We start from the raw sequence: 23584 nt of genomic DNA, 5'->3' as shown, positions 1-23584 counted from the left end.
GGCTCTTTTCTTATATCCAAAACAAAACGAATAGGCAGGTGGTGACAATGTAGAGATGGCAGATAAGGAAACCGTAAGAAAAGAGTATGAAACTGGAAAGTATACTTTTAAGCAGCTGGCAGATAAATTTAATATGAGCCAGGGAACTATAAAAAGTTGGGCTAAGAGGGATAAAGATAATGGTCAACCATGGAAATGGTTCAATCAGCATAGACACAATTAAAGATACCGGCCACAATTTTTTAATAGCCAAGGCTACAGAGGGAAGTACCTTTATAGATAAATATTACAATAATAATATTGCTAAAGCTAAAGCCTTGGGACTTGTAAACGGGGCTTATCATTTTGCTAGATTTACGACAAAAGATAAGGCCATCCATGAAGCGAACTTTTTCAAGTCCATTGCAGCAGATGCCAGTCCTGATTTTGTAGTATTGGATTTTGAGCAACAGTGTTCCGGAGATATGACAGAAGCATGTCTGGTTTTCCTAGAAATAGTAGCCACTATAGCACCTGCACTTATTTATTGTAATCCAAGCTATATAAAAGCATATTTAAATTCTAGGATAACAAAGTATCCTCTTTGGGTAGCTCATTATGGGGTTAGTAGTCCAAGTACTGTATTATGGCCTGATTATGCAATGTGGCAATATACAGAAAAAGGGCAGATAGCAGGAATAAGTGGATATCTTGATTTAAATTATATGTCTGGAGAATTCTATAACAGCATTGGTACAAATGAACCAGTAAAACCAGATCCACTTATAGAGCAAATTAAATCCCTACAATATAACTTGAACATTGATTATAATGCAAAGTTAATTGTAGATGGAATAGTAGGTAAAAATACACTTACAGCACTTAAAGGAATTCAGGATATCATTATAAAGGGTCATAAGTCCTACGTAGTCCTATGGATTCAACAGAAATTAGAACAATATGGATATTTAAAAGAAAATTCCTATACTCAAATGTTGTATGATGAACCAACTTTTCAAGCTGTAACTGAACTACAAAAAGCATGGGGTAAATCCACATCGGGACAATTGAATGTTTCTACTTGGGACATATTTTTAACAAATTAGAGAGCATTAAAGTGTTCTTTTTTTAACATAAAAAAATAGGAGGAATGTGTAATGAATATCTATCAAATAATTATAACTATAGTTGTTATTATAGGGGTATGTGGCTCCGTAGGTTTCTTATTTACTTTAAGCAATAAAGTAAGCAAGGCCACTGACATATTAGATTTAGCAGATATCTCAGCTTCAGGTACAGATAAGCCAACTTGCTACAGAGAAAAGTCAGTTGGAAGCTCAAAATGCACAACTTCAACGACAAATATCTACTATTCAAGACACTGTACAAACAGCACAGAATTAATCTATTAGTGGCCTTAACAGGTCACTATATTTTTGTAATCTTAACTTTTGTGTTGATAGAGATAAAATAAAAAATTTAAATTGAATTAAAAATCATCCCTATAAATTTTAGTAGGGATGATTTTTAAGTTTAGCTATTTTGTTATTAAAATGCAGGAGTAGCAACATATTTTGTGCTAGAGGTAATTGATTGTAGAATTAATATTCCATCTCCCATATCATCAGCTTCAAATCTAGCTGTATTCCCTAATATTGCGGCAGCAACATTGTTTGCACGTGATGAATTGGAAATTATATCATTTAACATCATGAAATCTGCTAATTGGTAACTGTTCGTTGGATGAGATGTATTTATATAATCCAGTATTTCACTAACATATTCAGATGAGAGTGCACAATAAGTATCAAAATTAAAATCTTCATTATTATTTGGTACTACTGTAAATTCACTACTGTTCTGAGATGATCTTAGGAATATTACTCCATTTCCTTCATTTGCTCTTATTAGTATAGTGCCAACTCCAAAAATAAATAAACTTGGGCCTATGGTGTTAGCAACTGTTCTTGAAGTTATATTATTATTGACAAGAAAATCTACAAAACCGTGGCCATCTGTTGAATGAAGAAAAGTATATATTTGATTAACTTGACTATCACTTAAGTAACAATAACTTGTAAAATCAGCACTTTGTACGGAGTTAACAGTAGAAATTGATTTTGTTGAATAGTTGGCCTCTGTACCTTGAGCTTGTACATTAGTTAGTGCTATACCTGACGTTAATAATAAAGCTGATAATGTGGATGATAAAAATTTTACTTTTTTATTCATTTTAAAAATCTCCTTTATATGTTATTTTTGTACATTGCTATATATTATATATTCTATGAAAAGAATGAAATTCCTCTTTTATTTGGGATAAAAGTATATTTTTATCATATGAGTAATTTCGAGGATATTTTATAAAATAGGCGAATAGATATTAAAAAGACTTTTTATTAACTATAAATACTCATACAAAGCCAGAGAATGGTATGAGGGGGTTAATTATAAGTAATCATTCAGAGGTGAATAATTAATCTATATAAATTAATTATCATATTTTTCTTGAAACCATTTACACGCCTTGTAAAATCATATATCATATACTTATAAGGCTAGCCCCCTTAATTAATTTTTCACAACCTAAAATAAGTTTAATTTTTTTAAATCAACACTCCAAATAGTATGATTATTTACTTTAAACCTGCTGGATTTTCTGGCAGGGTTTATTTTTATTGTCAAGACTTGTCCTTTTTGGTGAAAAGCTATACAATAAACGTAAAATATATTTAAAAATATTTGTATACTAGGAGTGATGGTGTATGGCGGTTTTTTTAATGAAATGGAAGAACAATCTAAAATAAAATCTTTAATTGTGTCAAAGTATTTTGGAGCTTGGTCTAAAATTATGTCCAATAGAGTTGAAAAACTAGGATATATAGATTTATATTCAGGACCTGGTTATTACGAGAATGGTGATAAATCGACACCGATTAGAATACTAGAAATGTGCATAGCAAATCCTGAATTGCATAATAAAATTGTTACAATTTTTAATGACTCCAATAGTGAAATAGCAGAGAAATTACAGAATTCAATCGATAATTTACTTGGAATAGAAGCTTTAGATAATAAGCCAGAGGTAAGTAATGTTGAAATAGACGATGAAACTGCAAAACAATTTGAAAATATGAATATAATACCATGCTTTTTTTTATTGATCCGTTTGGGTATAAAGGTATAAGTGCTAAATTGATTAATGCCTTAGTTAAAGATTGGGGTTCAGATTGTATATTTTTTTTTAATTTTAATAGAATTAATGCAGCTATAAATAATTCTAAAGTAACATCATTAGTAAATGCTATATTTGGAGAAAGTGTAGCAAATTTGATTAGAAATGAAGTTACTCAATTAAATGCTGTAGAACGCGAAGAATTAATCATAGATAAAATCAGTAGCGTGCTCTCAAACGATAATGAGAATTTTGTTTTACCTTTTAAATTCATTAGTACTAAAAGAAACGCCACAAGTCATTATCTTATTTTTGTTTCAAAACACCTATTAGGATACGAAATAATGAAGGATATTATGTATAATATTAGTTCTGAATATGATTGTGGTATTGGTTCTTTTTCTTATATATCTACAAGGAATAGACAATTAAATTTTTTATACTCTCTTTCAAGACCTTTAGAAGACTTAAAAAATAAGTTATTAGTAAAATTTAGTGGTAAAACATTTACTGTAAAACAGATATATGATTTAGATAATATTAATACACCATATGTTTTAAAGAATTATAAAGATGTTTTATTACAGCTGGAAATGGAGAATAAAATAATTACAAGACCTCCGTATGATGAAAGACGAAATTATAGAGGCAAAAAATCTATGGGTAATAATGTAAGTATAACTTTTTATTAGTTGAAAGTTAATTAAATCTTGATTAGAACGTATGTTTGATATATACTTATTATATTACTAATTATAGAGACTAACTATATGAAGTCAAGTTAAAAATCAAAAGATTTTTATAGTTATTTAATTGAAAAAAGAAAGCATGACAAAAAGAGCAATGGAAAATTGCTTTTTGAAAAATATTAATTTTTATGGATAAGTTTATATTTGTGGAGCAAAAGTTGCATTGGTCTTTAGAAGATGAAATATTATACGTATCAATTTTTTAGCAACATGGCTCATGGCAACATAATAGTGCTTGCCTTCAGAGCGTTTCTTCGACAAATATGCAGAGAAAGTGGCATCTCTCATTGAAACAGTTCTCCCAGCCATAAGTATGGCCCATCTAAGGTAGGCAGAACCCCGTTTGACCATGGGTGTATGGGATGCAGTGTACTTTCCAGATTGATAGGTGGAGGGATCTAATCCGGCAAAGGCCAGGAGTTTACAGGGAGTGGTGAATCTTTTAATATCGCCGATTTCTGCCAATATTATAGCTGCCAGGGTATATGAAATTCCTGGAATACTAATAAGTGGGGAATTGATCTCAACAACGATTTCTTTTATGAGAAGCTCTAAGGAATCAATCTCGTGTTGTACTGACTGTATTAACCTAATGGTTTGCTTGAGTTCAAAACTTAGAGACCTTGAGTTAGTGCCAATAGAATTTGCAGCAGACTCCTTTAGAGAAATAGCTTTATCTTTTCCATACTTGCCCTTGGAAGCTGTATTTAGTATGTTTGTTAGCTTGGTCAGGTGGCAGGCAGCTATATCTTTTGGGCTTGGAAGTATGGATAAAAGGGCATAGGAAGAAGATTGATGAATTGACCAAAAAAGATCGGGCAGCTCGGGGAACATAATATCTACCAATCTATTGACAGATGTTTTCAACTTAGACCTATATCCAATTAAGCGATATCTATGCCTGGTTAATGACTTTAGCTCTTGAATCTGGTATGATACAGGAGAATAGGATTTTGTATCATCAGAAAAGAGCATTTTAGCAATAACCAATGCATCCGTTTTATCAGTCTTAGTTTTTCTAAGAGACTGGGCTTTACGGAAGAGATTTGTAGCTAAAGGGTTGAGAATGGAGAGCTTGAAGCCTTTAGCATACAAAAAGTTTTGGAGATTGGTGCTGTAATGACCTGTTGATTCAAGTCCTATTTTTACGTTGGAAATATCCTTGTCAGGCAGAATGGAAAGTATTGAAGAATAAAGTAATTCAAACCCTTGACGGGAATTGGATATACGTAAAGAATCATTATAAACAACACCATCTGAATCTATAATACAGCAATCATGTTTGTTTTTTGCTATATCTATACCAATATAAATCATAAGAACAACTCCTTTATAGTATTATACGCCATGTTCCACAAATCTCATGCAAATGTATCCTTGCTATATATAAAACGTCATGCGTTATCTAACTAATTAACAGATAAGCATAAGACAGTGGTTAGATCCTCAATTAAAATAGTCCAGCTATAGGTGATAAAACTAATCCACAGCGTCTTATGATAATTATAGTAAAAATCTCTAAGAAAGGAAAAGTATAATGAATTTTTACTATATGTTCATTATACAAGGTGTATATATGCAATACATATTAAGAAAAAGTTTATTATATAAAACAGGTGTAGAATATGGAGATTATACTATAAATCATGTACAGGGATGTTCTCATGGATGTAAATATCCTTGCTATGCCATGATGATAGCAAAACGTTTTGGACGTGTAAAAAGCTATGAAGAATGGTGTAAGCCCAAAATTGTTGAGAATGTACTTGGTTTATTAGAAAAAGAAATTCCAAAATATAAATCGAAAATTAAATCAGTCCAGTTGTGTTTTAGTACTGATCCATTTATGTTTGGGTATAAAGAGATATCTGATCTAAGTATTAAAATTATACAAAAATTAAATTATAATTATATAAAATGTATTGTGTTAACAAAAGGACTATTACCCAGAGAACTTTCCAATTTGTCTAAAAATAATAAATACGGAATAACTCTTGTATCGTTAAATGAAGATTTTAGAAAAGAGTATGAACCAGGTTCAGCTCCATATAGTGATAGAATTGACAATCTAAAATATCTTCATAATAAAGGGTTTAAAACATGGGTAAGTATTGAACCTTACCCAACTCCTAATATTATAGAACAAAATTTTCAACAAATACTTAATTCAATTAACTTTGTTGATAGAATTATATTTGAAAAATTAAATTATAACCCTAAAGCTACTAAATATAGAGATAAAAATAATTATTATAATGATTTATCTAAGCAAACAATTGAGTTTTGCGAATTAAATAAAATTAAATGGTATATAAAAGCAGGGACACAGACTTAGTTGAAAATATACTGAGTCTATTTTTATTTTTTGTTAAATTAAGCAGGAATATAGAAGTTTGTGGAGAAATAATCAAAGTATGGTATTATAATTTTAGTGTAGAGGTGTATTTGATGAATGCTTATATTATTATAAGTAATGCTAAGTCAAGAAAATCGGCAACTATTAGGGCTTTAAAGGGATGTGGATTGAGCAATAGTGTTATGATATATCAACTACAAATAAGTCTCTTATAAAACTATTTATCAGAATATCATCACTTCAGGAGACATATAGCTTGAAACAAAAATCAGAATCCTCAGCAAAAATGACAGGAACGCTTCCAAAAGATTTTATTAATTATGTAAAAAATGATAGTGTAAAGAGTATTCCTGTAATAAAGAGTTTTAGACTTTGAATGAAATAAAAAAACCTGATATAAATATATTGTGTCACTTGCAAGAAGACAACAACAATCTATATCAGGAGGAAAACAATATGAATAATCGAATTATAGTTCCTAACACATTAATATTAGGGATAGACATAGCAAAGGAAAATCACTATGGTCAATTTGTAGTAAATGGTGAATATATAAAAAAGCCGTTCCTTATAAAGAATACCAGAGAATCTTTCGAATGTCTATTAGATTCAATCAGACAATTAAAGGCGAAATATAACTTAGATTATGTATTAGTAGGAATGGAGCCAACAGGTCACTATTGGAAGAATCTTGCTTACTACTTAAAAAGTCAAGGGATAGAGCTATGCTTGGTCAATCCATATCATGTTAATAAAATTAAGGAGCTTGAAGATAATAGTCCAACTAAGAATGACAAAAAAGATGCCAAGATTATTTCTAAACTTATATATCAAGGTCAATACCTAAACTGCATGTTTGAGGAAGAACTCTACGTAAATCTTCGATTATGCAGCAACAATAGGCAAGAGCTAAAAAAACAGTTTATCTCAGAAAAAGTAAGACTAATAGCGCTATTAGATGAATACTTTCCAGAATTTAAAAAGATGTTTTCAGATATCTTAGGAAAGTCCGCTTTATGTATACTGAAAACATGTCCTTTCCCACAAGATATAGTGAATATAGGAGTTTCTGAGCTTACTCAAAAGCTTCTAGATGCTACACATAATCGTGTTGGATTTAAGAAAGCAGAGCTGGTTTTTAATGCAGCTAAAACTTCAATAGGAGTGCCTGTAGGGCTTGAAGGGGCCAGATATAGATTAAGGCTTATTTTAAGGCAATTAGAAGCTTTACAAAAGGAACTAGATGATGTGGAAAAGCTCATGGAAGAATATCTTTTGCAGACAGGTTATTCAGAATATTTACTTAGCATAAAAGGTGTAGGCATAGTAACAGCTGCGGGTTTTCTAGCTGAAATTGGAGACATATCAAAATATGACAGCTATAAGCAAATACAGAAAGTGGCAGGACTTAACTTGAAAGAAACCAGCTCTGGCATGAAAAAAGGTAAAACTAAAATTAGTAAAAGAGGTCGTTCAAATTTAAGAAATATTCTATATCAGGCAGCAACTGTTATGGTAGCTAAGAATGCTGCATTTAAAGAAATATATACCCATTTAACGAAAAGACAGGAAAATCAATTAACCGGAAAACAAGCAATAGTTGCACTAAGTGTAAGACTTATAAAAGTTATGTACACTTTATGCAAGAAAAAAACAACATATACACATGACAAAGTTCATGGGTTGACAAGTTATCAACAAGCAGCTTAATTTAATATATGCATAGGTATATTGAAATTTATAGTTCTTTAAGAGTAAGGTAAAGCGCGTTCAAACCCCCATAAGGGCTTAATTGACCCAGTATACGAGGATTAATGCTAGCACCTGCTCTAAAATGCAGAACGAAGGAATGTAGAGACATAGATATGTACTCCGTGAGACATGGTAGGGTAAGCATTAGAGCTATATAGGTGTGTTTCCTTCAAAATATTGGAATATCACTTACACTCTTATGCACACGTTCAACCTTCTCCATCCAGTATTACCTATATATTCAATATACTCACATATTTAAATTTAACCACTTGTTTATAAATAATGAAATTCTATGAAAATAGAAGTAAATAAAAGATAAATTAAAATTTATTGAGGTAGGGGGTATAATAGCTTATTGTTTCCCCTGAGGATTAAAGAAAAGAAATCTAATGACATTACATATCCGTCATGGGACGATTATATTAAGGAATTTTTTAATGAAGGGTGGACTATACGACAAATTATTTTTTTAGGAAATAAACCACCATCTCAAGTTGAAGCACAGATTAAAACAAATATCAAAAATATTAAGTTTTATAATATTAAAGAAAATGATCCAGCCAACAAGATTGCAAGCCAAATTAGAGCTGATTGGGGATGGTTATAAGACTACTATCTCGACTCGAATTTCTAAAAAAGATTATTATAATTAAAATAAAAGTCCCAGGACCAAACCCAGGGCTTTCGTAAAGTGAGACAATTAAGTGATATTAAGATATTTCTATGGTATTAACCATTATACCCAACTTTAAACATTTTATATTTATTTCCTACAACTTCTGTGATATTATGATTATAATGTGAACTGTAACGGAAAAGCATAATATCTTAGTACATTTTCTACATAGTTGAACCTCAACAAGAATTGTATTTAAATTTTATAAGTTCCGTACTTAATGGGTTGAACCATAACACGTAGTGTATTAAAATTTTTTACAAAGTTTTCCAATAAAAAAGAGAGCCAAAGCTCTCATGTGATGTCATATTTCACATAAAATCGTAGCTAATCTGTTTAGCTATATGAAATCAGTTAGTTTCTTTTTATCCTCTTTTTTATATTAGCTTTAATATATGCGATGTAACTAGAATAATATTTAGTTTTCAAAATAAATCTATTTTTTAATATGTTCATTGCCCCATTTGTTCATAAGTTCAAGAATTGGTATTAATGTCATTCCTTCTTCTGTTAAGGAATATTCAACTTTAGGTGGAACTTCATTATATTGTTCTCTATGGATTAGATTGCTGATTTCAAGTCCTTTCAGTTGTGCACTTAATGTCTTATGAGCAATGGGTTCTAAACTATTCTTTAATTTATTATATCTTATTACTTTAGCTTCATATATTTTCCATAATATAATCCACTTCCATTCTCCCTCAACTATAGACATTGTATAACGCATTCCACAAGAGCCATATTTATCTTCAAAACTATTCATACAATGAATGTAACCAGTGAGCAATTTAAAGCTGAATATGAAGATGAACTTAAATCTCTACAATTATGTATAGAAAAAACCTTTGGCTCCTTTGAGTCCTTAGTTGTCAATGACACATACCAATTTGATGATTATTCAAAATATGGTGCACCTTTATTTGATGAAGAGAAGAAAAGAAAAATTAAAGAATAACAATTTCCTCAAGACTGCCAAAATGCATTTAATATGGGAGTACGATTTGTTGAACAAGCTAATTTATAAATTATTATTAGTAAATCACTATATCAATGCGTATTTATAAATATATTTTGATTAAATATAATAAAAGCTCTGAACCAACCCCAGAGCTTTTATTATAAGGCGTATTAAAAACATAGCCAGTAAGGTATTAGAAGAACTTTAATTATGCATTAGTATTATACCCAATTTATCATGTTTTATATTTTATCTTCCATGTATTCATCCAGTTACCTAGAGTATTTTTTTATAGGGATATAGGTGTTGTTGTAAATTATCATAATAATTCAGAGCATAAAGGAGATAATAAACTCTGTAAAAACAATATTAATTATAGGAGGGGAAATTATGCCATCAACAATGAATATGCCAGCAGTATCACTTATGCCAGGGGGACATCCAAATCAATCTTGCATAGATGCATGTGCAAAATGTGCTCAAATATGCCAGGAGTGTTTTAATCTCTGTTTGCAAGAAGCTGATGTAAAAGCAAGGATAAGTTGTATAAAAACTCTTCAAGACTGTGCTGAAATTTGTTCAACAGCAGCATGTTATATGTCCAGAGAAAGTGGAAATGAAAAGGATATATGTAATCTTTGTGCTACTATTTGTGACAGGTGTGCTTCTGAATGTGATATGTTCAAGGAGCAGCACTGTCAAACTTGTGCAGAAACTTGTAGAATGTGTGTAGATGAATGTACAAAAATGGTAAGAATGTAATAGTTTTATAGAATCTCTAGAAATATTTTAGGAATCTATCCTTAAATAAGTTATTGTATTATACGATAACCAAAGAAAAAGTTATACATCATACATATGATAATTTATAATAAAGTATGATAATAAGCCTGTACCTCCAAGATGCAGGCTTTATTTTTTTGCTCATAGTTACCTAAATATACTCACAACGTGTAAACCCGACTAATTCCACGTAATACTTATAATTTCTACAATTCTTATGCTAAAATTTACCCTGTATTATATCTTAAATTGGAGGATAGTATATGACTGTTAGATGAGTATAAAGAGAAGATTGCGAACTAACTTTATAGTAAACCTTGTCCACTACTAGATTAACATTTTCTCAATGTCTGATATAGTATTGACAATGAAATCTGCACCTGCTTTCTCGAGTTCATCTCTATCACCATATCCGTACAGAACACCAATTGAATCTATTCCTACCTTTTTTGCACCATTAATGTCATGTTCTCTGTCCCCTATCATTATTACTTTTGGTAAATTGGTAATATTACAGCTTTCTAACGCATATTGAATAACCTCATCTTTTTTAACCCTTGTACCATCAAGATTACTTCCAGCAATATACGCGAAATATCTCGCAATATTAAACTTCTCTAATATTTGTTGTGCAAATACTTGAGGTTTAGATGTTGCAACAACGAGTGTCTTGTTATTGTATTTCAATGTTTTAAGTAAATATTCAATTCCATCATAAACCGAATTTTCAAACATGCCCTTTTCTCTATAATACTCACGATAGTATTCTACAGCAGTTTTAGCTTCTTCTTGTGAAAATCCATAATAACTTTCAAAAGAATCACTCAAAGGAGGTCCAACAAATTTATTCAATTCATTTCTGTTATCTACCTTTATATCGTATTTTTTAAGAGCATATATAACTGAATTTGTTATGCCTATTGCAGAGTCCGTCAGTGTACCATCAAGGTCAAATAATATGTATTCATATTTCATTACTCATTCTCTCCCATCCTACATTTATTCACTATTATACACATTGTCAATGCTTTCGAAAATAATACAGTCATTTATATAGCAGTTTCTTCATTCATAAATAACACTTCACAAAATGCTATTTTTAATTAGGTAAATACCAAAATGTTGTAAAGAGAACGGAAGGAAAATAAGGAATAATAAAGATAAAAATAAAAAACAAAGTAAATTAACTTCTATGAATATTATTTGTGCTATTATATAAAGCAATAAAAGGTGCACCGTTTAAATATTAAGGATAAGGGGGATTGTGGATGCTAGATAAAACTTTAAGAAAAAAGAATGCACTAGAATGATGTGGATATATTAGCAATTTTATGGCATTATTATAATAGTTTATTAGAATGGATGTTCTGGAATTCTGCAAAGGGGGAACTATGGGTGATAAATGAAAAAGTATTATGTGCAGAAAAATTAAAAGATGAGAACGAAATTTTAACGGAGGAGAATATAAAACTTAAATCAATAATTAAAGAGTTAAAACGCTCTATTTTAGATATGAATATAACGGAATCTTAATATACACCTAAAAATTAGACAACCAAAAGACAACCAAATTGAAAAAATCGACTAAATAAATGAACGTGACAAAAGCCTGTAATACGTTGATATTACAGGCTTTTGCCATGGCAGGGGTAGTAGGAATCGAACCCACAACCAACGGTTTTGGAGAACGTACATATATTTTTAACCTTATATAACAATAAATAATTATATAGTATAAAGTATTGAAAATACAGAACTTATTAAAATTAATTTATAATAATGTATAATTATATCTACCATGATGTAGTGCTTTTTGTGACCATTTTGTGACCAAATTTATATCAATTTTTATAATGGACAAAGTCTGTTGGATAACTTTTATGTTCAATTATTCCATATTCCAGCATTAGTTCATCAGTAAGGTATTTAACTCCTTTGCAGTGCAAATCTCCTATACCTTGGCTTATTAATTCATAAGTTTCGGATTTATAGAAATAGTCCATACTTTCATCTAATCCTTTGCCAGTTTTTTTTGAGAATTCTAAAATTATATTTTTATATAAAGATTGCAGTAATATTTTATTAGCTTCCATATTTTATACTTCCTTACTTTTTTCATATTTTAGATATTTACTAATAATTTCTTGGTTAACAATACATATTTGTTGATTAGGTTTATAGTACTTTAATCTTTTTAAGGTTTCACCTTTTCCAATTAAATTGGCTTGATATAATTCTATTGTATTGTAAACTCTGTCATCAGCTATACCACCTATAATTATGTCATATTCTAAATAAATATTATTTCCTGCTCTACACTCAAGTATAAAGTCCAGCCATTCTATGTCATAGCTTAAAAACTTTTTGATTTTACAAGATTCGTTAATTTTATCCATTTCTAAATTATATATATTCAGATATCCACTCTTTCCTCTTTTTTTGAATTTATTTGTCCAATTAATTGCCTGAGATTTAAATTTCGTTACATAAAAACCCTTTCCGAAGTCTAATGCATCTCTGGAGAAAGATACATGGGGAGTATCTATGATGCAATAAGAACCATGATATACTATCAATTCAATGCTCCCCTTTCTCTTAACACCTCTATTAAATCCTCTACTATATATTTTTTGCTTTGAGAGTGTAATGGTTCATAACATGGAATAATGTAGTTATCTAAAGTATTTGTATTCTTAATCATTTTATATACTTCTTTTGAACTTATTCCTAATTTTTCTGCTAAACTTTCAATACAGAATATAGTAAACTCCAATTTTTTTTCATCCATAAATTCACCTTCTAACCGTATTTTAAGATGTTAAATAACTGTTTTCCTGAATGTAGAAATATTGTTTCTAAAATCAAAATTTATTTTGATACAATTTAAATTGTTTGTAGTTATTTATAAATTAGTCATTTTTTAAATTTCTAAATTTAATTATTTAATGAATTATAGTATATTTATATAATATTATATTTTTTTCTATTATACCCCAAATGTATAATGAATTTTAACTAAAAATATTTTACTGTAACAGAGGTACAGACGTCATATTTTTAGGATTAATAATTGGCTACCTAAGCTTTATTTGTATAAAGCTTAAGTAATGGGTACGTTGGATAGTAATCCCTGATGTATAGAATATTTGTAAAGCTAAAAGCATTAAGTCATTTACCGATGGACTAGGCATAAAAATGCTTTTTTCAATATCCAATAAATAATATCAATATAAATATAGAATAAAATTAAACTAGAGGTTGTTGAATAATTAAATTTGGAACATGAAAGGTGGATAGATATCAATGATTTACAAATATTTAAATTACATCAGAATATCTTTTTTAGGGCTAGAATCAGTATTTATATGTTGAGAAAATAGTTATTCAACAAGCTATAAACAGTTGTTTTCTGTACTTAAGAGCTATATATCTAGAGAACTCAAAACTCTGTGTCCAAAATTATTATAAACGTTATATTAAATGTTTTTGTGTGTCATACCTAATAGGTGAATTCAACAAAATGAGAATCTAATAAAGTCAAGTAGGTATCTATAAATCTTTAAAGACTTTAATAATAACTCATTTAATTATAGTAAAAGTAGCAATTTTTAATATAATCTTTAGAATACATATAGAAGTTTATATAAGGTATATATTTAACTATTCAATAAAATAATTAAATTTTAAATATATGTTCAAATATTTTATCATCTTGTAAAATTTTACATGAAAATCTCAATATATCTTTGGATAACTTTAATGTAGTATCTGAATAAAAGTTAGTTAAAAAATTATAGTCCAACTTTAATAAATAACATCTAATATATTGTTCAATTAGTAAAGGTAATCGTGAAGCTTCATTCATAGAGGAAACTATCCATGATATTATATTTAAATAATCTTTTATATAATAAGGATAGGGAGAAACCTTTTTTCTTAATTCCTGACTTATTAGGTCATAAGTTCTAAACTTTTCCCATCTCTCAACAGTTCCACCAAAAATCTCATCAAGTGCACAATTCTGTATATTCGAAAAATTTGTTTTAATTATGAACGATGCTATTTGAAGGATAGAAAGTGATAATAATAAACTTAATCTCAATACTATATACATTCTCTGATAATCCATCAAAGTTTTTATTTCTTTTATATGCTCTAGTGCTCTAACTATTGTATGAAAGTTTTGGTCAGGACTATTAGTCCAATAGGCTCCTTTAGTAAAGGAAACTATGCCGCGTAACTGTTGCTTAAGCTCGTATTCAATACTAGTGCTTATTACATAAAGAAGCTTTTCTGATTCAGCTCTTTTTTTATATTCAGGTATTATTATAGATACCATATCGTTTAATTCTTTTTCGTCATAAAGTTCTACATCTATTTTTTTAGCAATTAGCCTAACATTATTAGCTATCTTTTTTTTGAATAAGCCTACTTTATCAAGATTGTTATAAACTTGAATGCCTTTGATTTTTAAAATTTCATCTACACCGTTATTAGTAGTACTCTTACATTCGAAACCAGCCTTATGACAACTTAAGCTTTCATCAAATTTTATAGCATATACATCTATATCAGATATTTCTTCCTTCTTATATTTACCGTAATATGAACTATCAAAGAGCTTACATTCAATTTCACAATAATACTTTTTTTTATTGTAAAGTAATTTCCCTAAAATTTTTAAATCAATATCTTTATTTATTGTTTTTAATGACTTTATTAAAGCATCTCTTTTTCTCTCATCTAAAAAAATTTTATTTATATAATATTTTGAATCCTTTGAATCAAGTTCATCTGAACTATTGGTATTTATATCATCCTTTTTTTTAATAATTTTCTGAGGTTGCATATCTATACCTTTCTTTACTTGTTCGTTTATAGTTTCTTTTGATTTATTTAATGAGAACGTTAAATTGTTATAGTTGCTCTCAATGCCGTCTTTTATTTTATTGACTTTATCTTTATTTAGCGTAGTAGATGAAGTGTCTTCATCTACCTTGTTAGTAAGATCTTCTTGAGATTTATTAATGGCATTGTGTTTAATATTTTCAATAATAATTTCTTCACTATTTAAATTGACTTCTTTTTTATTAACGTTAACTTCTTTTTGATTGATCTCAGTAGTTTCAGACTGTGTACTTAAGGCGTTTTTGGATCTTTTTGTACTATCTCTACTTGTACTATCTTTACTAGTGGCGTTATGTCCTTGTTCTGTTATCTTGCTTCTATTATTATTTGAAGACATCTTCATCAACTCCTCTAAGAATATCACCTATTTTTTGTAAGGTATTAGAATCATTAGGTATTTCCTTTTTAAAACTGCTAATAGTTGAAAGTTCTTCACTAAATACTTTATCACTTTTAAATATCCTTTGTAAATCGTCAGCATCAATATTAATATCATTATTAGTAATAATTCCACTCCGAAGCATTTCTATAGCTATTTGAAATATTTTTCTATTTTCTTGAGTATCATTTAAATAAATTTTATGTCCATAATAAGCCTTTACTGGATAAACAAGTCCCATAGTTATTAAAATTCCATACTGATAAATATTTTCGCTATGATCTCCTATATACCCCTTTCTTAATAGGCTATTTAGTACATTCATTATGTTTTTAATCCTTGTTATTTGTGCAAACTCTTGTCCATATCTAACACACGCAACTATTTGTCTTGCCTTTTTTATTATATCCTTTTCATATTTTTTTACACCGATAGTTGGTGTAAATACAAAGAATTGCCTACCACCAGCTGACTCAACTGAATTGGTAGGTAAGCAACCTGCGGCAACTGCCTCTGATAATATTAAATCTTTTCCAATACTACTAACAGGCTTTCCTTGAGAACTTCTAATAGCTGATATTTTATTAAATACTTCTTGATGACTATATTTATCAACTAATTCAAAAAGTTTTTCAGGATTTTCATCCCAATATATTGGAGAATAAAGAACGTCTTTTCCGTCAACAGGTGAAACATATGTATCCAAATATCCACAATTGCTTCCAATTCGTTTAAATAATTTCATTTCATTAGCTGACACATCTAAAATGTCATTTAAGTCTGTAATTTTTGTGGGAAGCTCAGCTACATTGTTAATAATTTCAAAATGCTTAAGTTCTATTTCAGAAGGATTATAAGACTTTAATTTTTTTCCTAGCATATTATATATATCTAATGAAAAAAGTGGCACTGTATTTTCAACATTATTTGTATTGGTTACATTTATAAATCCGATATCTTGAAGTTCCTTTAAATAGTATTCAAATGCATATTGGTCTATGCCTATATTAGAAGCCAAATATAAAAACTTTTCCTTAGGTATAACAGCCTTTACATTTTTTATAATTTTAATTAGACTTGAAAGTGCACCTATATCTTTAGTTTTACTTAAATTAGTACTCAGATCTCCACTTATTACTTTCGATACAGTTGGAAAGATGTCATTTGCTCTTATAGCATATAATGTAAATTTATCTAATGATTGTCCCATGATAATTTCCTCCAAATTTAATAAATTTATTACATAACATATTCTATATTTAGTTCGAATTTCCTTCTTATTTGTTTTATTTTGTAATAAGTTGTTAATTTTTTAATAAATTTGTAGTAGATTATATAAATTATTTTTATTCATCTATAATATTTAAAATTTCACAATAAATAGGCTTTCTCTTATTATAATTGAGATTAAGATTATCGTATATTAAAGCAGTGTTTTTTATTAAAAATCCAAATATATATTATATCTATGAATAACAATAAATATATATTTGAAAGGAAGTTGATTATTATGTCAGCAAATGTAGAAACTATGTTTTATGTAAGAGAAACCCCTTGGCATAGGTTAGGAACAAAAGTAGGGGAAGCTCTATCTTCCCAGAAAGCCTTGGAATTGTCAGGACTTAATTGGAATGTAATTCAAAAACCTATTTATACCAGTGACAATATTCTTATCTCCAATTACAAAGCTAATATTAGAGAAAGTGATGACAAAGTTTTAGGTGTTGTAACTGACAGATATAAAATAGTTCAGAATAAAGAAGCCTTTTCTTTTACAGATAGCTTAATTGGTGAAGGTTGTAAATATGAAACGGCAGGGAGTCTACAACATGGCAGAAAGGTATGGCTTCTTGCCAAACTGCCAGATAAGTATAAAATTCTTGATGATGAGGTAACCCCTTACATGGTATTTTCAAACAGTCATGATGGCACTGGTGCTATTAAAGTTGCAATGACTCCTATTAGAGTTGTATGTAATAATACTTTGAATCTAGCTCTTTCAAATGCCAAGAGAATATGGTCAACTATTCACACAGGGAATATTAGCAGTAAACTTAATGAAGCTATGAAAACATTACTTCTTGCGGAAAGTTACATGGAAAACCTTGATTATGAAGCTCACTATCTAAGCAGAAAAACTATAAGTGATAAAAAGGTATTGGAATTTATAGAATTACTTTTGCCTTTACCTGACAATGCAAGTAAAACTCAAGAAAAAAATATAAATCTATTAAGGGATGATATGAAATTAAGGTATTTTGATGCTCCTGATCTGATAGAGCTACCTAAAACATCTTGGAGATTTATAAATGCTGTATCTGATTTTGCAACTCATATTAATCCTTTGCGTAAAACTAAAAATTATAAAGAAAATTTGTTTTCTAAGACTATTGATGGCAATCCCCTTATAGACAGAGCCTATGAACTTGTAGAAAGTATTGTATAAATATCAGTACTTTCTATTTTTATCTAATGAAGTCTCTTATTATTTGTATGGGAAAAGGGGTTTTTGTTATGACTAAACTACTTATAGGTACTAAGAACATTTCAAGAGAGGATTGGTTAAACTTTAGAAATAAAGGTATTGGTGGCAGTGATGTTGCAGCTTTATGTGGCATAAATAAATACAAGTCATCAGTTGAACTTTGGATGGAGAAAACAGGACAAATTAAGCCTAAAGAAAGTGGAGAAGCTGCCTACTGGGGTACAAAGATGGAACCTATAATACGTGAGGAATTTACTACTAGAACTAATCTTAAAGTAAATATTGTAAATTCCATATTAAAACATGAGAAATATGATTTTATGCTTGCTAACATAGATGGCATTGTCTATGATACTAAGTTTGGTAACTGTATATTTGAAGCAAAAACAGCTTCAGCTTTTAAACAAAGTCAGTGGGAGAAAAGTATACCAGAAGAATATATGCTTCAAATCCAGCACTATATGGCAATAACAAATTTCAAGGCCGCTTATATTGCTGTTTTAATTGGAGGTAATCAGTTTATATATAAGCTTATAAGAAGAGATGAAGAGTTAATTGATATGATAATAAAGATTGAAAATGATTTCTGGAATCATGTGTGTGCAAATGCTCCACCTAAAATTGATGGTTCTGAAGCTTCTACAGAACTTTTAAACAGACTTTATCCAAGCTGCATGGAAAATAGTAAAATTATACTTCCAGATGAAGCTTTAAATATTTTAAGCCAATACAACCTTTATAAAGAAAAGGAAAAGAAAGTTTCTGAAATGAAGAATAAAGCGGCAAATAAATTAAAGTCTATGATCGGAGATAATGAAACCGCTGTGGTTAAAAATTGGATTATTACATGGAAACCTGTATATTCTGAAAAGCTTGATTCAAAAAAATTGAAGAAAGAAAAACCTGAACTTTACAAGAAATATACTATTAAATCCAGTTTTAGGAGGCTTAATATAAAATAAATATTATGAAAAAATAATGCTAATTATGAGAGGTGAAATTTCATAATTAGCATTTCTTTTTATTTAAAAATGTGAAATGGAGGTGTTATATTAAATGTCAGATCTTAAATATAAGCTAGCTAAAAAGATAAATACAATTGAAGCCGATGATCCTATAAATAATGCTGAGTCCATTAAAAAGGACACTAATAATGTAATTACGCTCAACAGTACTGAAAATAATAAAAGTATTTCTATTGTACCTGATTTTGCTATAACTCTTAATGATGCCAAGAATAGAGTAGAGCTGCTTCAAAGTTTTGTTAAAGAAATGATGATTATAAATATAGATTATGGTTTTATACCCAGTTGTTCTAAACCCTCGTTATTTAAATCTGGTGCTGAAAAACTCTGCGATATTTTTGGCTTTTCTAAAAAAATTGAAATCCTGAACAGGGTTGAAGATTGGGAAAAAGCCTTATTTCATTATGAAATAAAAACCATATTAATTAATAAGAAAACAGGTTTAATTGAAGCAGAGGGAATAGGCAGCTGTAATAACAGGGAAAGAAAATATAAAACTCAAGACGGTTACAGTATTGTAAATAATATATTAAAGATGGCTAAAAAAAGAGCTTTTATAGATGCAGTTTTATCTGCCACCCGTTCAAGCGGATTGTTTACTCAAGATATGGAAGATAATTTGTTACCATTAAATAATGGTAATGATGATAAATATATTACTAAAATACAAAATAATAATACCAATGGTTCAGCGGAAACAAGGTATCTCCAAAATAAAAAATATCATTATGAGCTTATTTCAATTATAAAAGAAAATAATATACCAACCAGTGAAATAAAAGAACTTATTAAAAAGAGATACAAAGTATCTCAAATTAAACAGCTTTCATCACCACAAATATGTGATTTTATAAAATATTTAAATATTTATAATATGATTTAGGCAGAAAGTGGTTTCCTACCTAAATTCAAATAAAAATTAAATTAGAGGTGTACTATATGAAAAAATTGAATTCTAGTGTGACTATAAACATAGATATTGTAAATACAGAGCTAATGCTAGAAATTAATGTAGCTTGTACAGAACTTTCACTGTCTTTAGAACAATTTATTACTTATGCCATTAATAAACTACTTTATGATATAAAATTTGTCCATAATCTAAAATTTGTTAATGATGATATCCAATAAATAATAAGTTTTTATGCATCATCCATATGAGAGAGCATAACTTTTAATACATCTAAAGCCATTTGTTTTTGCTTTATATTTCTGCCCTGTAATAATTGTTTAATTTGGTCTATAAAATTATCATTTTCCATATTTACTGAATCCTTTAAGAGATAGTCAACTGTTACACCCAATCTTTTTGTAATTCTGATCAATGTATCAAGTGTGACACTTTTTTCTCCTCTTTCTATCTGTCCCACATAAGAACTACTTACATCAACATCCTCTGCAAGTTTTTCCTGAGTTAATCTTAATTTTAATCTTTCTTCTCTTATTCTCTTTCCTAAAGCAATATAATTCATTCATCTACCTCCACTTATAATTTAGTGGTAGTAGATGATATATTTAATATACTATATGTATTATTTATATTGACTAATAGTTGTATTTTGTTATAATATTTTACAAGATGGTTAATTATTCATTAAAATTTTACAAATTTAAGGAGTTGTTATTATGTCTAAAATGAAATTGTGTAAAACATGTCAAAAAGAGATTGCTAGATCAGCAAAAATCTGTCCTCACTGTGGAGCAAAAAATAAAAGATCAAAATTAAAAACTTTTGCTATAGGTGCAATTATATTTATAATTTTTATAGCTGTTATAAGTGCTTTAGATTCTTCAGATACTTCAAAGGCTGATTTGGTTGATGTAGTAAAAACAGGTTACATTGGAAACTATAAATCAGTTTCAATAGGACAAGTATTAGAAAAAAGTTTCACTGAATCTACATGGGATTCATTTGAATCTAAAGGCAAAAACATAGTTGAAGTTATACTAAAGGATACTAGCAGTGGCAGAACTAGGACAGCAAAAATTCAATTTGCTGTTGAAAAAGATAATACTTTTAATATTGTATTTTTAAAAACCGATTCTGGTACTTCTATAGATCCTTCTTCCGTAAGTTCCTATGGAATGGATGCCTATGCAACAAAAGCATTTTTAGATACGCTTTATGATGAATACGGAAAACATTTTGATGAGTCTGTAGTTGGTGATTTTGAGGATAATAATGATACTCTCTCTGGTACACCTAGTAGTAAATATAAAAAATAAGTATTATTCCTTAAATATAGATAATAGCTAAAAATTAATGTTTAAATTTAATACACAAGGAGGATATATAAATGATCATATTGGCATATATAATTGTTGCATATTGTTGTCTCACATCTTTACAGAATAAATTAGGTATCTTTTATTTTGGTACATTTAATAATTATTTCTTTAGTAAACTGGTTATTGCTCTATTTTTAGGATGGATTGTTATTCCTGTATGGATCATATCAAAGCTAATGGGTAAATTAGGATGATAAGTTTAGATGGAATTAAATCAAATTTATTTTACATAAGTAATGTGGCAAGGCATTTATATAATGCTTTCTTTCTAAAGATAATAAAAGGGGAGTTCATAAATGAAAAAAAACAAAAAAATATTTTATTCAATTATAGCATTAATATTATTAGTGCTTATATTAGGGGGAGTTTATATTGCACAGAAAAGATATTATGAAAAAAAGCTATAGAAAATACTAGATTTATTACATATTTAAAGCAAAAGAAACTTTATGGATTAAATTTTGTAGATTTGTTTAAAGAAACTATTCCTGATGTAAAAATAGCACAATCTAAAATATCAGGAGATAAATACTTAGTTTCATTTATAGGAACTTTTGATAATGTGCCAACAATCATAAAATTTTATATGCATGAAAAAAACGGAAAAATATTTGTAAAAGATCCCGCTAACTATATTCAGATATACAAAGATAAAAAATTGGTAAATAGAGATTATGCATTCATAGTATTTTGGAATGATTATTACATAACTACGGGGAAACCATATCCTGATAGTATAGAGAAAGATATGGAAAAATTACAAAATGCATTTAAACTTTTGTTGATTATATATGATGATTTTGACAGGCAAAATATTGACCAAGACTATTATGAATCCATGATGGAAAATAGTAAATTTGCAAAAGCACTATATGATAAAATATGTGATGGAACCTTAAGTGTCAGTAAATTTAATGAATTAACTGGTTCTGATTTTACTGATGAAGATTTTGAATCTATTAGATCTAGCCATATGACAGAAGAAGAATTTATTGAAGCCTATAAAACACATTTTTCAAGTGAAATAAATTATAACAAAAATGGTTCAGATTATGAGTCTTTAGGTGAAGAATCGCTGCAATCTACAAATGATAGTAATGATACTAATATTCTACAAGATATAAATGTTGCAACTCATGGAGATTTGTATATGGATGGCCCAACAAATACACAAGATGGAAAAATAAATGCCATAAAAAATAGTATGCTTCAAGGTTCTGATGTAACTATAGGAAATAAATTTGATAGTTATTTTGATACTACAACTTACAGCTATATGTCTGAAAATACTGAAAACCTCAATTATTTAATAAGTGTAAAGGGAACTAGAAAAGGTAGTACTTATAATATACAAATTTCAGCATCGTATAAATACAACAAGGTATATATAGGAGATTGTGAAAAGGATACACAAAGTGTTGATCCACAAATCATGATAAATACTATTTATTCAAAGTAAAAATAAAAGATAGAGAGTAACTCTATCTTTTATTTTTTGTCTATTCCGAATATTTATATAAATCAAAATTTTCTATAACCCTATATAGGTAATTGCGATGCATTCGCAATAGCTATCAAATATATAATATATAATTATAATTTAATGATAATTACTATACGAGCATATTTTAAGCCTATAAAAGTTTTGTGACGTATTAGCAACTAGCAGAAGTTTAATTTATAAGACATTAAATGCTGGTAAAATTAAAGTTTTTAAAATATTGTGTAGAATTTGGAGTATTAATAGAATAATATATATTAGAATAAAGTAAGTTTTTGCTTTTTTATTTGTCATGACAAATTGAATTGTCATGATGCTATATAAGAAAAATGAACTCTATCTGGTTTATAGGTATCTATAATTATATTTAATAAAAATTCATTATTTATTTTTTACAATATTAACATATAGATAAATACTTAATATTAAGTAAAGGCGTAGCCTTTACTTTTTTAGGGGGAAGGGACAAGAGAATCGGAAAATCTTATAGATTTTCCGATTTGTCCCTTCCCCCTAAGACCCCCATCCCATACTACAAATGTTTAATTATATAACCAACTTATTTA

28 protein-coding genes and 1 pseudogene are annotated in these 23584 nt (G+C 28.6%); 19 read left to right on the top strand and 10 right to left on the bottom strand.

Translation table 11 applies throughout. The features are described 5' to 3' along the window. Nucleotides 1-55 precede the first annotated feature (55 nt). From BS101_RS22920 to BS101_RS16325, 3 genes are read left to right on the top strand one after another with little or no spacing between them, the layout of a single operon-like run. Nucleotides 56-223 (top strand): DUF1804 family protein, encoded by a 168-nt coding sequence (locus BS101_RS22920; protein ID WP_242951307.1) that lies wholly within the window; start codon nt 56-58, stop codon nt 221-223. Continuing rightward, nucleotides 180-1085 (top strand): GH25 family lysozyme, encoded by a 906-nt coding sequence (locus BS101_RS16330; RefSeq protein WP_073539793.1) that lies wholly within the window; start codon nt 180-182, stop codon nt 1083-1085. The genes BS101_RS22920 and BS101_RS16330 overlap by 44 nt, the downstream gene beginning before the upstream one ends. Nucleotides 1086-1136: 51 nt before the next feature. Continuing rightward, nucleotides 1137-1391, top strand: coding sequence for a hypothetical protein (locus tag BS101_RS16325; RefSeq protein WP_073539792.1), 255 nt, complete (start codon nt 1137-1139; stop codon nt 1389-1391). A 136-nt stretch (nt 1392-1527) separates the two neighbouring features. On the opposite strand, the gene BS101_RS16320 is transcribed toward BS101_RS16325, so the two are convergent. After that, entirely contained in the window at nt 1528-2211 is a 684-nt protein-coding gene (locus BS101_RS16320) for a hypothetical protein (protein ID WP_073539791.1), read from the bottom strand. 526 nt (nt 2212-2737) lie between these two features. Between BS101_RS16320 and tcmP the strand changes: the two are divergent. Together tcmP and BS101_RS24635 are read left to right on the top strand one after the other, a co-directional pair. Continuing rightward, nucleotides 2738-3459: pseudogene (gene tcmP / locus BS101_RS24640) on the top strand (three-Cys-motif partner protein TcmP); the annotation flags it as partial. Between the two features lie 39 nt (nt 3460-3498). Beyond that, entirely contained in the window at nt 3499-3846 is a 348-nt protein-coding gene (locus tag BS101_RS24635) for a hypothetical protein (protein ID WP_431732554.1), read from the top strand. Between the two features lie 195 nt (nt 3847-4041). On the opposite strand, the gene BS101_RS16310 is transcribed toward BS101_RS24635, so the two are convergent. After that, the gene (locus BS101_RS16310; RefSeq protein WP_073538976.1) at nt 4042-5220 is read right to left on the bottom strand and encodes an IS110 family transposase; all 1179 of its coding nucleotides are present in this window, start codon (nt 5218-5220) and stop codon (nt 4042-4044) included. 259 nt (nt 5221-5479) lie between these two features. On the opposite strand from BS101_RS16310, the gene BS101_RS16305 reads away from it, so the two are divergent. The 3 genes from BS101_RS16305 (at nt 5480) to BS101_RS16295 (ending at nt 8621) form a co-directional block, all read left to right on the top strand. Next, nucleotides 5480-6238, top strand: a complete 759-nt coding sequence (locus BS101_RS16305; RefSeq protein WP_073541360.1) for a radical SAM protein — start codon at nt 5480-5482, stop codon at nt 6236-6238. A gap of 477 nt (nt 6239-6715) precedes the next feature. Beyond that, nucleotides 6716-7969 (top strand): IS110 family transposase, encoded by a 1254-nt coding sequence (locus BS101_RS16300; protein ID WP_073537418.1) that lies wholly within the window; start codon nt 6716-6718, stop codon nt 7967-7969. A 400-nt stretch (nt 7970-8369) separates the two neighbouring features. Continuing rightward, a complete protein-coding gene (locus BS101_RS16295; protein ID WP_073539790.1) occupies nt 8370-8621 on the top strand; it encodes a hypothetical protein in 252 nt (83 codons plus the stop codon). 505 nt (nt 8622-9126) lie between these two features. Here the strand turns inward: BS101_RS16295 and BS101_RS16290 are convergent. Further along, nucleotides 9127-9453 carry a winged helix-turn-helix transcriptional regulator gene (locus BS101_RS16290; protein ID WP_073539789.1) on the bottom strand — a complete coding sequence of 109 codons (327 nt, stop codon included), beginning with the start codon at nt 9451-9453 and terminating at the stop codon, nt 9127-9129. Nucleotides 9454-9456: 3 nt separating this feature from the next. On the opposite strand from BS101_RS16290, the gene BS101_RS16285 reads away from it, so the two are divergent. Both BS101_RS16285 and BS101_RS16280 read left to right on the top strand, forming a co-directional pair. Further along, a complete protein-coding gene (locus tag BS101_RS16285; RefSeq protein ID WP_073539788.1) occupies nt 9457-9645 on the top strand; it encodes a hypothetical protein in 189 nt (62 codons plus the stop codon). Between the two features lie 393 nt (nt 9646-10038). Further along, nucleotides 10039-10410, top strand: coding sequence for a four-helix bundle copper-binding protein (locus BS101_RS16280; RefSeq protein WP_073539787.1), 372 nt, complete (start codon nt 10039-10041; stop codon nt 10408-10410). A 348-nt stretch (nt 10411-10758) separates the two neighbouring features. Here BS101_RS16280 and BS101_RS16275 read toward each other — a convergent pair whose 3' ends face one another. Then, nucleotides 10759-11406: an HAD family hydrolase gene (locus BS101_RS16275; RefSeq protein WP_073539786.1), complete on the bottom strand. Its 648-nt coding sequence runs from the start codon at nt 11404-11406 to the stop codon at nt 10759-10761. A gap of 420 nt (nt 11407-11826) precedes the next feature. On the opposite strand from BS101_RS16275, the gene BS101_RS22915 reads away from it, so the two are divergent. Both BS101_RS22915 and BS101_RS24285 read left to right on the top strand, forming a co-directional pair. Continuing rightward, entirely contained in the window at nt 11827-11964 is a 138-nt protein-coding gene (locus BS101_RS22915) for a hypothetical protein (RefSeq protein WP_156876069.1), read from the top strand. Nucleotides 11965-12023: 59 nt separating this feature from the next. Further along, nucleotides 12024-12146, top strand: a complete 123-nt coding sequence (locus tag BS101_RS24285; protein ID WP_278335241.1) for a hypothetical protein — start codon at nt 12024-12026, stop codon at nt 12144-12146. A gap of 126 nt (nt 12147-12272) precedes the next feature. Here the strand turns inward: BS101_RS24285 and BS101_RS16270 are convergent, their stop codons facing one another. The 5 genes from BS101_RS16270 to BS101_RS16250 all read right to left on the bottom strand — a co-directional run bounded on the left by BS101_RS16270 (nt 12273) and on the right by BS101_RS16250 (nt 16928). Further along, a complete protein-coding gene (locus BS101_RS16270; protein ID WP_073539785.1) occupies nt 12273-12524 on the bottom strand; it encodes a hypothetical protein in 252 nt (83 codons plus the stop codon). 3 nt (nt 12525-12527) lie between these two features. Then, nucleotides 12528-13007, bottom strand: a complete 480-nt coding sequence (locus tag BS101_RS16265; protein ID WP_073539784.1) for a DUF3990 domain-containing protein — start codon at nt 13005-13007, stop codon at nt 12528-12530. Next, nucleotides 13004-13219 carry a DUF3791 domain-containing protein gene (locus BS101_RS16260; RefSeq protein ID WP_073539783.1) on the bottom strand — a complete coding sequence of 72 codons (216 nt, stop codon included), beginning with the start codon at nt 13217-13219 and terminating at the stop codon, nt 13004-13006. The genes BS101_RS16265 and BS101_RS16260 overlap by 4 nt, the downstream gene beginning before the upstream one ends. Before the next feature lie 888 nt (nt 13220-14107). After that, on the bottom strand, nt 14108-15676 hold the full coding sequence (locus BS101_RS16255; RefSeq protein WP_073539782.1) for a hypothetical protein: 1569 nt from the start codon (nt 15674-15676) through the stop codon (nt 14108-14110). After that, nucleotides 15663-16928, bottom strand: a complete 1266-nt coding sequence (locus tag BS101_RS16250) for a hypothetical protein (protein ID WP_073539781.1) — start codon at nt 16926-16928, stop codon at nt 15663-15665. Before BS101_RS16250 ends, BS101_RS16255 begins: the two co-directional genes overlap by 14 nt. A gap of 300 nt (nt 16929-17228) precedes the next feature. Here BS101_RS16250 and BS101_RS16245 point away from each other — a divergent pair, with 300 nt between their 5' ends. The 4 genes from BS101_RS16245 (at nt 17229) to BS101_RS16230 (ending at nt 20359) form a co-directional block, all read left to right on the top strand. Next, nucleotides 17229-18164, top strand: coding sequence for a DUF932 domain-containing protein (locus BS101_RS16245; protein WP_073539780.1), 936 nt, complete (start codon nt 17229-17231; stop codon nt 18162-18164). A 68-nt stretch (nt 18165-18232) separates the two neighbouring features. Further along, nucleotides 18233-19165, top strand: coding sequence for a YqaJ viral recombinase family protein (locus BS101_RS16240; protein WP_073539779.1), 933 nt, complete (start codon nt 18233-18235; stop codon nt 19163-19165). A gap of 94 nt (nt 19166-19259) precedes the next feature. Continuing rightward, nucleotides 19260-20111, top strand: a complete 852-nt coding sequence (locus tag BS101_RS16235) for a hypothetical protein (RefSeq protein ID WP_073539778.1) — start codon at nt 19260-19262, stop codon at nt 20109-20111. A gap of 77 nt (nt 20112-20188) precedes the next feature. Next, nucleotides 20189-20359, top strand: a complete 171-nt coding sequence (locus BS101_RS16230) for a hypothetical protein (RefSeq protein ID WP_198039498.1) — start codon at nt 20189-20191, stop codon at nt 20357-20359. An 11-nt stretch (nt 20360-20370) separates the two neighbouring features. Here the strand turns inward: BS101_RS16230 and BS101_RS16225 are convergent, their stop codons facing one another. Further along, nucleotides 20371-20700 carry a helix-turn-helix domain-containing protein gene (locus BS101_RS16225; RefSeq protein WP_012103271.1) on the bottom strand — a complete coding sequence of 110 codons (330 nt, stop codon included), beginning with the start codon at nt 20698-20700 and terminating at the stop codon, nt 20371-20373. A 154-nt stretch (nt 20701-20854) separates the two neighbouring features. On the opposite strand from BS101_RS16225, the gene BS101_RS16220 reads away from it, so the two are divergent. From BS101_RS16220 to BS101_RS16210, 3 genes are all read left to right on the top strand, one after another. Continuing rightward, nucleotides 20855-21454: a hypothetical protein gene (locus BS101_RS16220; RefSeq protein ID WP_073539776.1), complete on the top strand. Its 600-nt coding sequence runs from the start codon at nt 20855-20857 to the stop codon at nt 21452-21454. A gap of 71 nt (nt 21455-21525) precedes the next feature. Further along, the gene (locus tag BS101_RS16215) at nt 21526-21711 is read left to right on the top strand and encodes a hypothetical protein (RefSeq protein ID WP_041700836.1); all 186 of its coding nucleotides are present in this window, start codon (nt 21526-21528) and stop codon (nt 21709-21711) included. Between the two features lie 275 nt (nt 21712-21986). Beyond that, a complete protein-coding gene (locus tag BS101_RS16210; protein WP_073539775.1) occupies nt 21987-22976 on the top strand; it encodes a hypothetical protein in 990 nt (329 codons plus the stop codon). The last annotated feature ends 608 nt before the right edge of the window (nt 22977-23584 follow it).

Source organism: Clostridium kluyveri (assembly GCF_001902295.1).
Classification (GTDB): domain Bacteria; phylum Bacillota; class Clostridia; order Clostridiales; family Clostridiaceae; genus Clostridium_B; species Clostridium_B kluyveri_B.
Note: the sequence above shows the minus strand (reverse complement) of the source record. Positions and strands in the feature narration are given on the sequence as shown.